General features: G+C 32.4%; 14 protein-coding genes. 2 read left to right on the top strand and 12 right to left on the bottom strand.

The window, feature by feature from the left end; translation table 11 throughout:
• Nucleotides 1-2 precede the first annotated feature (2 nt).
• The 4 genes from trhA to AC0N0V_RS06665 all read right to left on the bottom strand — a co-directional run bounded on the left by trhA (nucleotide 3) and on the right by AC0N0V_RS06665 (nucleotide 3,306).
• Nucleotides 3-653 (bottom strand): PAQR family membrane homeostasis protein TrhA, encoded by a 651-nt coding sequence (gene trhA / locus AC0N0V_RS06680; protein ID WP_474462895.1) that lies wholly within the window; start codon nucleotides 651-653, stop codon nucleotides 3-5.
• Between the two features lie 394 nt (nucleotides 654-1,047).
• Entirely contained in the window at nucleotides 1,048-1,383 is a 336-nt protein-coding gene (locus tag AC0N0V_RS06675) for a cyclic-di-AMP receptor (RefSeq protein WP_474462893.1), read from the bottom strand.
• 330 nt (nucleotides 1,384-1,713) lie between these two features.
• Nucleotides 1,714-2,988 carry a dicarboxylate/amino acid:cation symporter gene (locus AC0N0V_RS06670; protein ID WP_474462891.1) on the bottom strand — a complete coding sequence of 425 codons (1,275 nt, stop codon included), beginning with the start codon at nucleotides 2,986-2,988 and terminating at the stop codon, nucleotides 1,714-1,716.
• Nucleotides 2,989-3,015: 27 nt separating this feature from the next.
• Nucleotides 3,016-3,306 (bottom strand): hypothetical protein, encoded by a 291-nt coding sequence (locus AC0N0V_RS06665; RefSeq protein WP_474462890.1) that lies wholly within the window; start codon nucleotides 3,304-3,306, stop codon nucleotides 3,016-3,018.
• Nucleotides 3,307-3,587: 281 nt separating this feature from the next.
• Here AC0N0V_RS06665 and AC0N0V_RS06660 point away from each other — a divergent pair, with 281 nt between their 5' ends.
• Nucleotides 3,588-3,914 carry a hypothetical protein gene (locus AC0N0V_RS06660; protein WP_474462888.1) on the top strand — a complete coding sequence of 109 codons (327 nt, stop codon included), beginning with the start codon at nucleotides 3,588-3,590 and terminating at the stop codon, nucleotides 3,912-3,914.
• A gap of 82 nt (nucleotides 3,915-3,996) precedes the next feature.
• On the opposite strand, the gene AC0N0V_RS06655 is transcribed toward AC0N0V_RS06660, so the two are convergent.
• Both AC0N0V_RS06655 and AC0N0V_RS06650 read right to left on the bottom strand, forming a co-directional pair.
• Nucleotides 3,997-4,269, bottom strand: coding sequence for a hypothetical protein (locus AC0N0V_RS06655; protein ID WP_474462886.1), 273 nt, complete (start codon nucleotides 4,267-4,269; stop codon nucleotides 3,997-3,999).
• Nucleotides 4,270-4,397: 128 nt separating this feature from the next.
• On the bottom strand, nucleotides 4,398-5,354 hold the full coding sequence (locus AC0N0V_RS06650; RefSeq protein ID WP_474462884.1) for a LysO family transporter: 957 nt from the start codon (nucleotides 5,352-5,354) through the stop codon (nucleotides 4,398-4,400).
• A gap of 278 nt (nucleotides 5,355-5,632) precedes the next feature.
• On the opposite strand from AC0N0V_RS06650, the gene AC0N0V_RS06645 reads away from it, so the two are divergent.
• Nucleotides 5,633-6,376, top strand: coding sequence for a hypothetical protein (locus AC0N0V_RS06645; RefSeq protein WP_474462882.1), 744 nt, complete (start codon nucleotides 5,633-5,635; stop codon nucleotides 6,374-6,376).
• A 135-nt stretch (nucleotides 6,377-6,511) separates the two neighbouring features.
• On the opposite strand, the gene AC0N0V_RS06640 is transcribed toward AC0N0V_RS06645, so the two are convergent.
• From AC0N0V_RS06640 to AC0N0V_RS06615, 6 genes are all read right to left on the bottom strand, one after another.
• On the bottom strand, nucleotides 6,512-7,912 hold the full coding sequence (locus AC0N0V_RS06640) for an APC family permease (RefSeq protein ID WP_474462880.1): 1,401 nt from the start codon (nucleotides 7,910-7,912) through the stop codon (nucleotides 6,512-6,514).
• A gap of 135 nt (nucleotides 7,913-8,047) precedes the next feature.
• Complete coding sequence (locus AC0N0V_RS06635) at nucleotides 8,048-9,682, bottom strand: M20/M25/M40 family metallo-hydrolase (RefSeq protein WP_474462878.1); 1,635 nt, start codon at nucleotides 9,680-9,682, stop codon at nucleotides 8,048-8,050.
• 18 nt (nucleotides 9,683-9,700) lie between these two features.
• The gene (locus AC0N0V_RS06630; protein ID WP_474462876.1) at nucleotides 9,701-11,116 is read right to left on the bottom strand and encodes an amino acid permease; all 1,416 of its coding nucleotides are present in this window, start codon (nucleotides 11,114-11,116) and stop codon (nucleotides 9,701-9,703) included.
• Nucleotides 11,117-11,246: 130 nt separating this feature from the next.
• On the bottom strand, nucleotides 11,247-12,302 hold the full coding sequence (gene ord, locus AC0N0V_RS06625; RefSeq protein ID WP_474462874.1) for a 2,4-diaminopentanoate dehydrogenase: 1,056 nt from the start codon (nucleotides 12,300-12,302) through the stop codon (nucleotides 11,247-11,249).
• Between the two features lie 122 nt (nucleotides 12,303-12,424).
• Entirely contained in the window at nucleotides 12,425-13,519 is a 1,095-nt protein-coding gene (gene orr, locus AC0N0V_RS06620) for an ornithine racemase Orr (protein ID WP_474462872.1), read from the bottom strand.
• A 247-nt stretch (nucleotides 13,520-13,766) separates the two neighbouring features.
• The gene (locus tag AC0N0V_RS06615) at nucleotides 13,767-15,116 is read right to left on the bottom strand and encodes a GlmL-related ornithine degradation protein (RefSeq protein ID WP_474462870.1); all 1,350 of its coding nucleotides are present in this window, start codon (nucleotides 15,114-15,116) and stop codon (nucleotides 13,767-13,769) included.
• Nucleotides 15,117-15,258: the final 142 nt, after the last annotated feature.

Raw genomic sequence — 15,258 nt, 5'->3', positions numbered from 1 at the left:
TTTTATATATATAACAAATATTTAAACATTAGCCAATAGTGACAAAAGCTTCCTATCATAACAAAAATATGAAAAATCTCATGGAATCCAAAATGCTTAAAATTAATCCTAGGTCTTTTAGTAGCATAAATCACGCCGCCAACTGTATAATCAATTCCTCCTGCAAATAACCAAGCCATTCCACCACTTGGAAGTACTTTACCTAGTGGGTATATAGCAATAATCACAAGCCAGCCCATTCCTATATAAAAAGCAGTAGAAAGCCATCTAGGTGCATTAAACCAAAAGTTTTTTACTAATATTCCTACTATAGTAAGTCCCCATATAGTCCCAAATATGCTCCAACCCCAAGCGCCTTTTAGTGCAATTAAACAAATGGGAGTATAACTTCCTGCGATTAAAACATAAATCATGGAGTGGTCGATTCTTCTCAAAACCTTAATGGCATTCTCTGAAATAGAGGCCAAGTGATACACAGAACTAGCTGTGTAAAGTAGTATTAAGCTTATACCAAATACTGAAAAAGTAGCAATATGCCATGGACTATTTTGCATAATTGAGTAAATAAGTAATATTATTAAACCAACAACAGACGCAAATGCACCGAATAAATGAGTTAACCCGCTAACAGGTTCTCTAAGTTTTCTAAACATAAAATCAATCCTTTCAACATGTATGTATTAATATTTTTATATGTAGCTTTGAAAGCTACATCTCGTTATATATTATATTAATCTTATAACTGGTATATATCAAATTGTGTAATTAATAATTTTTACAAGTTATAAGCCATTTAAGCAAAATAACTAGATATATATTCGATTTTCGCACTCTTTCATAAATGAAGATGTTTATAAGCAAAGTTATACCATAAAAAAATCCATAGGGTAAATTCCCTATAGATATTTTTTATATTTTGATAAAAAGTATTCAAATTATTCCAAGTTTACACATAATGTATGAAACAAAATAAATACTAAAAATTAAATTTATGGCCTTGTATTTTAAAAAGAACTATTAAGAACTAAATTAACATATCTATTCTTTCTATATCTTCATAAATTTATCTACATCTATAACAAATATTGTTGCTCCTCCAACCTCAATCTCGGTTTCACTACTATATGACTCACGTGTTCTATTTAGTTCTGCAGAAGAATAATTTGATGCATCTCGTTTACCTGTTTTTTTACATTTATCTTTCATCTTTTGTATAACATTATCTACCTCTGATTCTTCCACTCCTATTAAAAGAGTAGTATTTCCAGCCCTTAGAAACCCTCCTGTTGAGGCAATCTTAGTGACTCTATATCCCTCCTCATTCAGCATATCTGTTAATTCACTAGCATCTTTACGCTGTATAATGGCTATAATTAATTTCATAAAAACCATCTCCTTTAATATTATATGCTTATATAAGGATCCCTATTTCTTATATCATATGAACTCATTTCATTAAATTTACATCAATTACAAAAATATCTATATAGTAATTTAATTTTATAATATTTTAAAACTAAATACAAGTTAAAACAATAGCCTATGCCAATAGTATAAAGTTTCAATCTAGCAAATTAAGAATTGGTATTAACTAATATGATTCGACTAAATTCACATAGATAAACTAATTAAAAATTAGACTTATCCAGAAGGATAAGTCTAACTTTTAAATGGTTTATCTATACAACATGAGCCTTGAATAAATACTTTTATTTAAATTGTAATCTTTTCTAAACTGCTGACCTTATTTTTAATCCATTCTTTACCTTCAACCAGTCTTGTAACTATCATAGCACACACAGTATTTCCAGTAGAGTTTAATAATGTAGCCGGTGCATCTATTATTGTGCTTATTACAGCTATTATTGGTAGCACCTCAGGTGGAAATCCATAAACACTTATTATAAGCATCTCTCCTATCATACCGCCACCTGGAATTGCTCCCATTACAGCTCCGACTAAGAAGGATACTGCAATAACTCCTAGTATAGCTTGAATATTACTTATATCCCTTCCAAATAAACCGAGCAAGAATATAATTTTCATAACACCACCAAATACAGAACCATCTTTATGAGTGTTCGCTCCTAATGGTACTACAGTTTCTGCTATGTCATCTGGCACTCCCATCTTTTTTGTGGCCTCTAAATTAACAGGTATACATGCAGCACTTGAACAAGTCGCTAGTGCCGTTACTGATGGTGCTATAGCATTTCTCCAAAAGACTTTAACTCCATCCTTTCCACCTGCTATGAAAGCATAAAGAGTAAAGAATACAAAATAATAAATTACTGACAGGACCAAATAAAGTGCAAATACTCTAAAATATCCCTCAAGTATCTGTGTGCCAAGTTGTCCAGTTACAGAAGCAAAATAACAACCAAGACCTATAGGTGCATAGTACATTATAATGCTTACCATTTTCATCATTACCTTTGAACCAGCATCCAAAAACCTAGAAACTGGTTTGGCCTTTTCTCCAACCATTGCAGTTGAAACACCAAAGATTATTGAGAATACAATAAGCTGTAGCATATTTTTTCTAGAAAATAATGATACAAAATCTGATACAGTAAGAGTATTTACAATTTGTTTTAAGAATCCTACCTGCTCAGTCTTTTGTGCTGTATCACTAGCCTTAGCCATAAGTTTTTGTATAGCATGAACATCTATTCCTTTAGTAGGATTTGCAATTAAAGCAGCAACTAGTCCAATAACAGCAGCTACAAGAGCAGTGGATACAAATACTATAAATATACTTCCCATAATTTTGCCAAGTCTTTTCATTCCACTCATATTTGCAATAGCTGATGTGACACTAAAAAACACTAAAGGCACTATTATCATAAACATCAAGTTTAAGAAAAGATCGCCTAAAGGTTCGAGCACAGCTGACTTAGGTCCTAGAAAGATTCCAATGATTCCACCTAAAATTATTGAACACAGCAGTATAATAGATGATTTATAACTGTTAAAAAACAACTTCAACTTCTTCACCTCTTTTAGCTTTTACTATTAATATATTAAAGATATGTTTGGTTCTATTCCCGCTAATTGTGCTTCATATTCACATTCCTCGTATAATGTTTCTGCATCACCATATCCATTTAAAATGTTTTCAAAATATAACATAATAACCTTTTTTATGTATTCGCCATAGTGATATTCTCTTGATTCTTCTCCTTTTTCTAAGCATTCAAAGTACAATTTTTTAAATCTCTTTGCCATTTTTCCCATATCTTCAGGTTTATCATTATTAAAGGCTTTTTCTACTTCTTCTCTAGCTTTACTTAATCTTTCTAGCATTCTTTCTTCCTCCAATTAATAAAATTTTAATACTAACATAACTATAGTAAAATTCTAGGTAAAAATCAAATATTTATTATAAATTTATGTTTCATCTTTGTGATTAGTATATAAACACTAAATTTTTGTATGTATTATTCTAATTTAATTTAGAACTTAATACCTTTAATTAGAATAATATAGACTATCAGTTCTATAGACATAAAAACCAGTATAATCCAGTATAGGAATGTTGATATAAGTTAAAAATATTGTTATCTCACTAAAAAGGGGTGCTATTTATGAAATCATTTCAAACTCTTATAAATGAGACTTTGGAAGCTCAGGATTTAGATGAACTTGAGGCAGCTGCTGATTTATTTCAATATGGTATTGAGAAAGGTTATTACAATAAAAGACAAGTAGATGAATTCAATACTACTTATTGGAAGGTAAAAAATATATGCTTAGCTTACGAAGTTGCAAAAGAAGTAAAGGGAAATAAATTAGATATTATAACTATAGTTTCTAATGCACCTGCTGATATAAAAGATAATAAAAATGAACTTATAAACTATGTAAATGGACGTATTAAAGCACTTAAAGGTAAAATAAAGGGGCTTAAATAAAGCTCCTTTATCTATTAACTAAACCTCTATAATGTTTATTGATAGGATTTATATTCCGCTTTTTGCAGAAATAAATTATATACTACTTTTCTTTCGTATCTAGTTCTTCTATTATAAGCTTGTCAAAATCTATCTCCTCAATGAAGTTATGCTCTGTAAAAGTGGTTTTGCCTCTTTTATTATACTCGTCTAAGTTGCTTGGCAGCCAATATGGCTTTGAAATATCAAGTTTATAACTTAGTTCTGTAATGCAAGCCTTTAGGTTATCTTGATAACTTCCTTCAATATTAGATTGAACTACTTCATCTCTTATTATTTTACCATTTTTAGTTATTTTACCCCATATTTTTAGCATAATATCCTCCAAACTTGCACTTAGTAATTAGTATGCATGATTTATTAAACTAATTATACATAAAAATACGAAATACTGCAAAACTTCCTTTACTATACTATCTAGATAACGATGAATTATTCCTTTTGCTACTGAAAAATTCCATACAAAATGGGAAGTATAAATGGAACGGCAAATGTTAAAATCGCTCCAGTTATTAATGTAACTAAGCCTAATTCCGGACCTACAAACTTTGTTATAGGCATTAACATAGTATCCATATTGCCTGCAGCTCCTCCAGCAATAGGGCTTCCTTTGCTTATTTTAATTAGTAAAGGAAGTAGTAAAACTGTAAGAAACTCTCGCATAACATTAATAATAAACCCATAGGTTCCTATTTCAATTCCGTATACTTTTGTCATATAGGCTCCAGTTAAACTATAATAGCTCATGCCACTTGCCGACATTACCGAAATCTTAGGCGATAAGCTTAGAATACTTCCCGCCATAAATCCTCCTACTAAACTTCCTAATAAAATAGCTAATGAAAGAAAAATAATCCTCACTCCTAAAACTCTAACATATTTAAATACTTTACGGTTATTCCCTAAGCTTATGCCAACTCCTATATAGAGAAAAATCAACGATACAGTCAAAACATATCCAAGTAGATAAGACTTATCCTTAGGTATTGCAAAATATCCTAATATTACACCTGTAACTATGCTGAGTGGTATAATTAAGACCAGAGGGGATGTTTTTTTCTTTTCCTCTTGAGTGATATTTACCTCATCATTCAAACTCATATTTTGTGAGTTCAAGTTTTCTTTAATTTTCTCTAGAGGTAATACCGTCTTTTCTACAATTAAAGTAAAAATAACACTAAATATAATTGCAGATAATGCGATTATGAAGCAATCTAATCCTAGATAACCTATTTTTAGCATTATGGAATTATTTACACCTATATTAATCCCGATTGTTAGCATAAGAACTATTAAAGTTACATTAATGATGTAATCTATTACTTTTAAAAACTTGTTTGTCATTCTTTGAAATCCTATGATTAACCCGATGCCTAGACAAACAAATGGCAAAATAGTCATACAAAGTTCACCCTTTCAAATAGAATATGTATTGTAAAGATCTTTACTTTAAATATATTCTACGCTTATGTGAACAATTACATGTCATCAAACATTTCACAGTCGCTTTCTGTTGAAATTAGAGATTTAGGTATGTTTCGGACTAGTGGCACATCTAATAGAGATGTTGATTTATCAAGCTAGTTCTTCGTCTTTAAATTGATGATAATTTAACAAGTATGAATCTTGTAAGTTTTGGTAATCCTAATAAAAGACTTACTCAAAGGAGGACCAAATACATGGTAGAAAAAAGAAATTTTCCTATTATCTCCGTATTTATTGAAGATGTTTATCTTGAATCTAATGAACAACATGACAAAGACTCCACGCTAAAGGTTTTAGCTTATTCTAAAATATCTGAAAGAACTAAGGAGGAGAGTCTCAAATTTTCTCATCAACTTATAGAGTACTTTACTACACATTTACTACTTCATCATTTTCAAGATGATGTTCCTATATTCTCAATATATTTAGAGATAGATGGTGCTAAAACTACTATAAACACTCATGGAGGTTATTATTCAAAATTTATAGAAGCAATACCTTCACTTCAAAATATGCTTAATGAATTGTTATCGCTGACAAGTAAAGATTTAGATATGCAAAGCCAAAATATCGATACCATTATAGCAGAGCTTGAAAGTATGTCTAGATTTGATATTAAATTTGATCCATCTACTAATACGTCAGGGTATAAAGATATATCTGAAACAGAAGAGTTAGATTGGATCATTACAAGAATGGTAAGAACTCCTTCTAGTGAAGCATATGCTCTTTATTTAAATGGAGAAAATGCTGGAGAAGTTCATCTACATATTGGAAAAACCATTGACTCAACTATTATTTGTACCGTTAACATAACAGAAAGAGAAAAAGCAGAACTTATGGGATATGTACATGAAGTTCTGCTAGAATCTTTGGAAGAAGAACTTGATACTAGATCAACTATGAGATTCTATAGTGAAGCTTTAGAAGATATTTAATCTTAGTTAACTAGAAATATCTAATAGCAGAACTTACTAAGCCTTAGTAAGTTCTGCTATTAATTTTATACTATATTTTTAACACATAGTAATAACCTCTATATCAATTTTTAAAGAATCTTTTCTAGATATATATTAGACTTCTGAGTTTACATCATTGCTTATCTTATTCAATGTACTATGCCTCATACCATACAAGAAGTAAATTGAAATACCTACAATAGTCCATATTCCGAATCTTATCCAAGTAACTCCTGGTAAACTATACATTAAATAGAAACAGAAAATTACAGTTAAAACAGGAGTAAAAGGTACTCCAGGACATTTAAATTTTCTTTCAATATTTGGCATTGTTTTTCTCAAAACAATAACTCCTATAGATACAATTATAAATGCAGATAGTGTTCCTATATTACATAAATCCATAAGCACTGTTAGCGGTAAAAACCCTCCTATAAGAGCAGTTAAGGCTCCAGTGATTATTGTACATGCTCCAGGTGTACCATGCTTTTTTGATATAGTGGCAAAAGATTTTGGTAACAATCCATCCCTTGACATAACCATAAATATTCTAACTTGCCCATATACAGTTACAAGTAAAGTTGAAATCATTCCAACAACTGCTCCAACACCAACTAATGCAGATCCCCAATTGATTCCTATACGAGATAACGCTGCTGGAAGGGCATTATTTACGTCTATTTCTTTAAATGGAACCATTCCTGTAAGTGTTAAGGAAACTGATACATATAGTATTATAATTACAGTTAAGCAAATAGTTAATCCTAGTGGTATATCTCTTTTAGGATTAATTGTTTCTTCTGCTGCAGTAGATACAGCATCAAATCCTATATATGCAAAGAATATAATTGCGGCAGCTGACATTATTCCCTTATTTCCATAAGGCGCAAATGGATGGTAGTTTGCAGGATTTATGTGAGTTGCCCCAAGGAATATAAATACAAGGATTACAGATACCTTAATAACAACTATAACATTGTTTACTTTTGCGCTTTCCGATACCCCGATATATAGTAACCAAGTTATGAAAGCAACAACTAAGACTGCAGGTAAATCAACCATTCCTCCAGATAAAGGTGTTTTGGTTATCATTTCAGGCAAGTGTATATTATAAGCGTCTAAAACACCCAGGAAAGCAGCAGACCAGCCAGAAGCAACGGCAGCTGCAACAACTAGATATTCAAGCACCAAGTTCCATCCTATAAGCCATGCTATAATCTCACCAAATGCAACATAAGCATAAGAATAGGTACTTCCAGCAACAGGAAACATAGTAGCGAGTTCTGCGTAAGTAAGAGCACAAAGTGCACTAGTTATTGCTGCTACAATATATGATATTGTAACAGCTGGTCCAGCCATTTGTGAACCTTGTCCTGTAGCAACAAATATACCAGTTCCAATTACTGATCCAATTCCAAGAGCTGCTATATCAAAAGCTGTTAGTTGTTTTCTAAGACCGCTTCCCTCTGATGCCTCTTTAAAATCTGCTACTCCCCTTTTCCTAAATAAGTTCATTAAAAGTCCCCCTTAATTTTTTATAAAGCTTATTTAATAACACCAACCACACTCATATAATTATATAAGTAAAGCTTGCGCCCCACACAAGCCTTACTATTATGAAAATGAATATTAAATAACCAAAATTATAAATTACAATTTAAATAAGGAATTAATCATATATTTATATAATTCTGGTACTACCTTTAATGAATAAGGTACATTTAGTCTTTCACTATATTTATGAAAATTCTTTCCTTCTCCTCCAAATACTATCCCGGGAATGTTAAGTTTACTTAAACTTTGTAGAGGTAAATCATAAGTTACTCCATATCCAACAATGTTAGAAGAAAGGTTATCTAAATCCATACCATTGTCAATTCCAGTATAACTTAAATCAGATATTCCCATATAAAAGTCTTCCATAACAATCTCTTCGTTGAACTTCTCATCAGCATATTGGATTGTGTCATTTATTACATTTATAAATTTTCTGCTTTTTTCATCTATATCATCTAAGTGTTTATGAGGGTAATATGGAGGTATAAACGAAATTATTATCATTGGTCTTTTGTCTTCGTACTTCTCATATGTTTCTTTTACTATATTTACTGCTATAGTTTGATTATCCTTTTTCTCTTTCTTCCAAGCCTTAACTTTTTCCATTATATAATTATCAAAATCACTATACTTTTCTTTAACTTTCGATAATAGCTCTTTATAAGTAATAACACAAGGTTCCGCTTGAAAATATTGAGGATTTTCATTAAACATTTCAATATATCTTTCTCTTTTTTCTTTAAAATCTCGTAAAACATTATTAAAGGCTTTAGTAGCTAATTCTTTTAAATCTCCTAAAAGCTTTTCCTCTGATATGCTAAGAGTTAGTATATTATAATATGCTGCCGCAAATATAGGGCTTTGCACTGAATATAACTCTTTTAAATCCATTTGTTTTAAAGACATAGGTGGTGGTGTAACACTGCTATTTAACTTTTCACAAAAATCCGGATTAAATTCTAAGAGCCTGCTTATTTCTGAAACTAATGCATTAGGATTAAGACCTTTTAAAGACTCCCCTACGTGCGTCTCTTTACCCACGCAGAAAAATAACGGCATTATCTTACCTACACTACCCATATACAATCTTTTAGATTTTTGATTTTCACTTTTCGGAATACAACACTCAGATACAATGGCACCAACAAAATTATATCCCATCTTATCCTGAAGATTTAGAAGAAAAGGAATTGAAGCTATCATTCCTTCTGAGTTGCTTTCCTCCCCTGGAACTCCTAAAAACAATATATTCCCTTTAAAATCTCTATTCTCGCTAAACTCTCTGATCAATTCAATATCTGTTGCTATTCCCGCTTTCATATCAGCAGTTCCTCTGCCAAAAATCCATTCACCAGACTTAAGATCTTTCACTGCCTCTTCATCCAAAGTTAACTCATTAATTCTTTTTGTACACTCTTCTATATCAAAAGCAACATTTTTTAAATGACCATACTCTTCCACTTCAACAACATCTATATGTCCTGTTAATATTATTGTGTCTTTTGATTCATGTTCTCCATTTACAAGAGCCCATACAAACTTTCTTTGTAAAGAATCTCCTTCTATTTGCCCTAGTCCAAAATTATCTTTATTCTCTCTAAAGTAAGGGATTTGCGACAGTGTATCATATATTCTTTCTGATGCAATATTTTCACCTTCTGTACCAGATATACTTGGAACAGTTACTAAATCTTTTAATGTATTGTAGATCCTATCTTGCAAATTCAATTTGCTCAACTCCTTTTCTTATTCAGCTTGATTCTCTGGATTAGCCATAACACTATGAGATTTACCATATCCAAAGTATACTACAAATCCTATGGATATCCAAATCACAAATACAACTTTAGTAATATGAGGCAATTCCCAAATCAAGTATAAACTAGATAATATAGCTATCGCAGGAACAATTGGAACTGCTGGACATTTAAACTCTCTGTGCACATCAGGTCTTCTCTTTCTAAGAACTATAACTGATAAGGAAACTACACAAAATGCTGACAGTGTTCCCATATTTGCCAGTTCTGCCAACCTGGTTATTGGTAAGAATCCAGCTAAAATTATTGATATTAAACCAACTAATATAGTACTCTTGACAGGTGTACCATATTTAGGGCTAACTTCTGCAATCCCCTCTGGAATCAGCCCATCCCTAGATAACGAGAATATTATACGAGTTGCTCCATACATAGTAACTAATAATACTGAAGTTATACCGCAAATTGCACCAACTGATACTAGAGCTGACCCCCAGTTAATTCCTATTTTTAATAATACATAAGCAACTGGTGCTGCTATCGTCTTATATTCTGAATATGGCACTACACCCGTTAATATAGCTGTAACTACAATATATAATACCGTGCAAATTAGAAGTGCGCCAACTAAACCTATTGGTAAATTCTTTTGTGGATTTTTAACCTCTTCAGCTGCTGTTGCTACAGCATCAAATCCAAGATATGCAAAAAACACTATTGCAGCACCCTTGAATACTCCGCTAATACCATAAGGGAAGAATGGATGCCAATTAGTTGGATTCACATGCCCTACTGCTAAAACTATAAACAGAATTACAACGGCTAATTTTATTATAACTAATAAATTGTTCAATTTAGTACTTTCGCTAACACCCTTTATCAATAATAATGTCATAATAAATAAGATAAAAATTGCAGGAAGATTAATGATTCCACCATTCTGTCCTGGAGGATTGCATAATGCTGGAGGGAGATGTATTCCAGCAGATTCAAGTAGTGTAGAAACATAGGCTGACCACCCAACTGCAACTGTAGAAAGAGCAACTATATATTCAGATATAACATCCCATCCTATAATCCACGCCCAAATCTCTCCTAATCCAACATATCCAAAAGTATAAGCACCACCGGCTATGGGTATCATGGATGAAAGCTCAGCATAACATAACGCCGCAAATGTGCATGTAATACCTGAGAAAATAAAAGAGAGGATAAGTGCTGGTCCTGCGTAATTTGCTGCTGCAACTCCTGTAAGGACAAATATACCTGTACCTATTATACAGCCAATTCCAAGTGCTATTAATTCAAATGGTCCTAGCACTTTTTTCAGTGCCCGTTTACCTGATGCCTGTTCAAGTAAATATTCTATAGACTTAGTTCGAAAGATTGAATTATTTGTTGACATTTACATTTCCCCTTTATTCATTGATTACAATTTTAAGAGTAATTACTCATCCTCCGAATATACAGGTAGACTTATGCACCATCAAATAAGTGCATAAGTCTGGTAGGAATCATCATTTGAATATATACAGTTATTCTATATTCTTTATTAAATCTCTAAAGTCTCCCATTATAGCTCTTGGAACAGGAAGATCTATCATTGTTGTAAGACCTGGAGCAGCATTTATTACATGTGGAATCATATTTACACACATAGCAATCGTTCCAATTCCACCATCAACTTCTGGATTATTTGCCATATGGATTGATGGCGTTCCCTTTATTGTTATATAATCTCCTGTTTGTGTTCCTTCCATTTCTGGTTCTATTTGTTGTGGGTGGATCATATCTATTTTAACTTCTCCTTCTACCCATCCTTGTCCAGTCATTGTAACACCTGCAATATCTCCTGCTTTAGCAAATCCAAATTCAGATTTTCTATCAACTGTTGTAACGATTGGTTTCATTTGTTGTTCAAATTTTTCAACCTTCCAACCAATACCGTCTGCAATCATTGCTACTGACTCAGCAAATCCAACATGACCCGAAAGTGTACCGTTTTTAACGCCATCTTCAAATTCTTTAACAGTAGTACCAACTCCCTGTTCTTTCATAACTACTGGTCCAAATGGTGATAAACTGTTTACTCTCTTTGCTTCTATATGTTCAACATCCATCATACATCCAGTTAAGCAAAGTACAAGTAAATCCATTATAAGACCTGGATTTATACCAGTTCCAAGTATGCTAACTCCATTTTCTTTAGCTATTCTATCAAGTTCTGAAGCAACTTCTGGATCTTTAGCTTGAGGATAAGCCATTTCTTCTGCTGTTGAGATAACGTTTACCTTGTGTTCAAGAACAAGCTTTAATCTTGGAAACGCTTCCTTTGTAAATGAATCTGTTGCACAAAGACATACATCAGGGGTTGTTTGAGTCAATATTTCTTCAATATTGGAGTTAATTATAACTTCTGGTCTATTTTCTCTTTCTATACCTAACAATTCATACATACTCTTTCCTACTCTTTGCTCTCCTCTAGCGCATACTCCTACAATATCTACACCTTTTTTCTTTAATAGCATTTTTGCCATACCACTTCCCATTGCACCAAATCCCCAAATTACAACTTTTACATTTCTTTTCATAATAATTCCTCCTCAATAATTTCAAATTATTCTTTATTTTCTTCTATTTTCATAGAACTTTATTATTTATAAGACAGTTTGTATAACTGTTCTCTAATAACTGTATATATTTATTTTCATTTTTATAAGATACTAGCTAAAGCCAGTTCTTCTTCATAATACTTTTTTACATACTGTGAAGTCATAGCAGCTAAGATACAGCCATAATCCATTTTGAAGTCTACTATATCTCCCACCTTAAGTAGTTTTTTACTATCTGTAACATCTAAAATTAGATGATCACTACTTGCACCAAAGATACTTATACTGTTATCTAAAGGAATAAGTCCGTCCAACCTAATATCTTGTCTTCCTATTGCTATAATAGCTCTCCTTCTTATTCCTCTATCTTCGAAATGAGGTTTTTGTCCAAAAGCATCCATACCTATCCTTCCAGTTGGAACTGTTGGTTTATCTTTTATTTCCACAATTTCACCCTTAAGTATAAAGGCATCATTATAACAATTAGGTATTGGTTCTCCAAAAGAAGTTTCTCTTCCAAGTACTATTCCTTCTCCAATTCTAAGTTGATTAATTTCTTCTGGCATAGTGTCTTCCATAATCATATAAAGGCTGCTGGAATTACCACCAGAAATTATAGGTAATTCAAGGTTTAAAACTTTTTTAATATCCTTTTTTAACTTAACAAGTTTTCCTAGATTATTTTTATCTGGAATTACTCCACCATAACAAGTGACATTAGTTCCAAGTCCTACTAGTTTTATATTGCCTAAACTAATAATTTCCTTAACGGTGGGAATAACATCCTCTACAAGTACACCTTCTCTTAAATCTCCAATATCCACCATTAAAATAACACTATGAATTCTATTTAATCTTTCAGCTGCTTTTGATAGAACTTTTATAGTATCTAATTCTGAATTTAGACTTATATCACTGTATCTTACAACGTCTACAGCTTCACTTTCCATGGATATTCTTAATAGCATTTTCTTGCAGTCTACATCTTGCATCTTCTTTAAGTTCTGAATTCTAGAATCTCCAATTTGTGTAATCCCCCCATTCAGCATTGCCTCTACAATAGGAGATTCGGCACAGAATACCTTTGTTACCCCTATAACATCTATTCCTCTTTTATTGCACAGGGATATAATTTCTTTTGCATTATGTGTTATCTTTGATAGATCAACTTCCACACATGGGTATTCTATTTTCATAATGCAGCTCTCCTTTTATTAAATATTAGGTTTAAAAATTAGCAGTTCATTTATTAGTTGAGTTCAATTCTTTATTTATCCGATGACTACCCGCTCTAATACTCCCTCGCACTCTGTGAAAGTGATTCACACAAAATCAAAGATTTGGTGCGAATCGCTTTTCTCCAAGATGGAGTAAAGAGCGGCTACGTCCCTGGATTCGTTCAACTAAGAATCAGGTGGGGTTACCCCCCATCTGATTCAAGTTTCACTTTATCCCTAAACTCTGACTTAATAGAGCTTCAGAAGTTTTCCTATCTTCTCTACTTAAAACACCAGCGCAGGCCATGATATAATCTTTATCCAACAAAGCTCTTGCACCTTTTGTAGGTAACATTGTTACATCATCCTTCAAAAATCTTATACTTAGTAGAGTTTTAACACCTCCTGGCAGTCTAGTCAGGGCACCACCAGTACCGATTATATATTTAACCTGTGATAAATCCTTTCCATAAGCTATAAAGCCACTTTCACCACCGTATTTTCTTCTTATACTTCCTACATGTCTATTAATTGCCACTTCCACTGCTTTCTTTGTAAGCATACAGCTTGCCATTATATCTTCTTTTTCCATCGGAATAGGTTTTATATGCTCCTCTATATACTCCTTTTTGAGCTCTCCTAAGTCTCTGATATCCAGAAGTTCTATGAGATTTTTACTATTTATAAAAACCCCAAGATCTCCTTCTACAGTTCTCTTAGCCTTTGGTTCTGGATTTACTAGCATATCTAAAACTACTGTGCTTCCATCAGTAACAGAATGTACATCAGTTGTAGCTCCACCAACATCTAAAACTACTAAATCCCCTATTATATCATAAAGAATTTTTGCACTTTCCATAACAGCACCGGGCGTTGGCATTATACTTCCATTCACTATATCCTTTATCTTATTCATGCCAGGAGCCTTCACGATATTCTTCTCAAAAGCATTCTGTATTACTTTTCTAGCTGGCTCCACATTTAACTCATCTACTCTAGGATAAACATTGTCGATAATGTAAAGCTCTTGACCTTCAAATATTTCCTTTATCTCTTCTCTATTTTCAATATTTCCACAGTACACTACAGGCTTGTTAAACTTCTCAGCACTTATTAACTCTGCATTGTAAAGAGCAGTCTCTCTTTCCCCATAATCTGTGCCGCCTGCAATCATTATCATATTAGGGTCAATCTCACGTATTCTTTTTAAATCGCTTTTTCTCATCTTACCAGCAGTAACCATTTTAATGATTCCACCGGCACCAAGTGCAGCCTCCTTAGCAGCCTTCACAGTCATCTGCTCCATAAGACCGTGCACTGTTATCTTAAGTCCACCAGCAGCACTGCTAGTAGCTAACATCTTGTTCCAAGTAATTGATTCTTTTATCTGACTTTCAATATCTATAATGGCATTTTTAAGTCCTATCGTTACATCTCCATCTAACACTGTAGTACAAGCTTTGCCTTGAAAAGGAGTATCTACAAAGACTTTTCCTTCTTCATCATGCTTTACATTAAAAGCTGTCACTAATGTAGTAGTACTACCTATCTCAGCAACTAGGTAATCAACTTTCACTTCAATCACCTCCTACCTATTGCATATTAATATACCTGATATTGAATCAAAGTTACTTTCGTTTAGGTGTATATAATTGATTCCGAAGATACATTTAACTGACTTTCTTAGTACTCTTAGCTTGTAAATTCATAAAATCTTA

The sequence above is a fragment of the Clostridium sp. CS1-1 genome (assembly GCF_056135525.1).
The sequence above is the reverse complement of the archived record's forward strand: the minus strand, read 5'-3'. Positions and strand labels throughout refer to the sequence as shown.

Bases quoted from the DNA above. Each gene is read 5' to 3' on its own strand.
- trhA (WP_474462895.1), bottom strand. From the start codon at position 653: ATGTTTAGAAAACTTAGAGAACCTGTTAGCGGGTTAACTCATTTATTC.
- AC0N0V_RS06675 (WP_474462893.1), bottom strand. From the start codon at position 1,383: ATGAAATTAATTATAGCCATTATACAGCGTAAAGATGCTAGTGAATTA.
- AC0N0V_RS06665 (WP_474462890.1), bottom strand. From the start codon at position 3,306: ATGCTAGAAAGATTAAGTAAAGCTAGAGAAGAAGTAGAAAAAGCCTTT.
- AC0N0V_RS06660 (WP_474462888.1), top strand. From the start codon at position 3,588: ATGAAATCATTTCAAACTCTTATAAATGAGACTTTGGAAGCTCAGGAT.
- AC0N0V_RS06655 (WP_474462886.1), bottom strand. From the start codon at position 4,269: ATGCTAAAAATATGGGGTAAAATAACTAAAAATGGTAAAATAATAAGA.
- AC0N0V_RS06650 (WP_474462884.1), bottom strand. From the start codon at position 5,354: ATGACTATTTTGCCATTTGTTTGTCTAGGCATCGGGTTAATCATAGGA.
- AC0N0V_RS06645 (WP_474462882.1), top strand. From the start codon at position 5,633: ATGGTAGAAAAAAGAAATTTTCCTATTATCTCCGTATTTATTGAAGAT.
- AC0N0V_RS06640 (WP_474462880.1), bottom strand. From the start codon at position 7,912: ATGAACTTATTTAGGAAAAGGGGAGTAGCAGATTTTAAAGAGGCATCA.
- AC0N0V_RS06630 (WP_474462876.1), bottom strand. From the start codon at position 11,116: ATGTCAACAAATAATTCAATCTTTCGAACTAAGTCTATAGAATATTTA.
- ord (WP_474462874.1), bottom strand. From the start codon at position 12,302: ATGAAAAGAAATGTAAAAGTTGTAATTTGGGGATTTGGTGCAATGGGA.
- orr (WP_474462872.1), bottom strand. From the start codon at position 13,519: ATGAAAATAGAATACCCATGTGTGGAAGTTGATCTATCAAAGATAACA.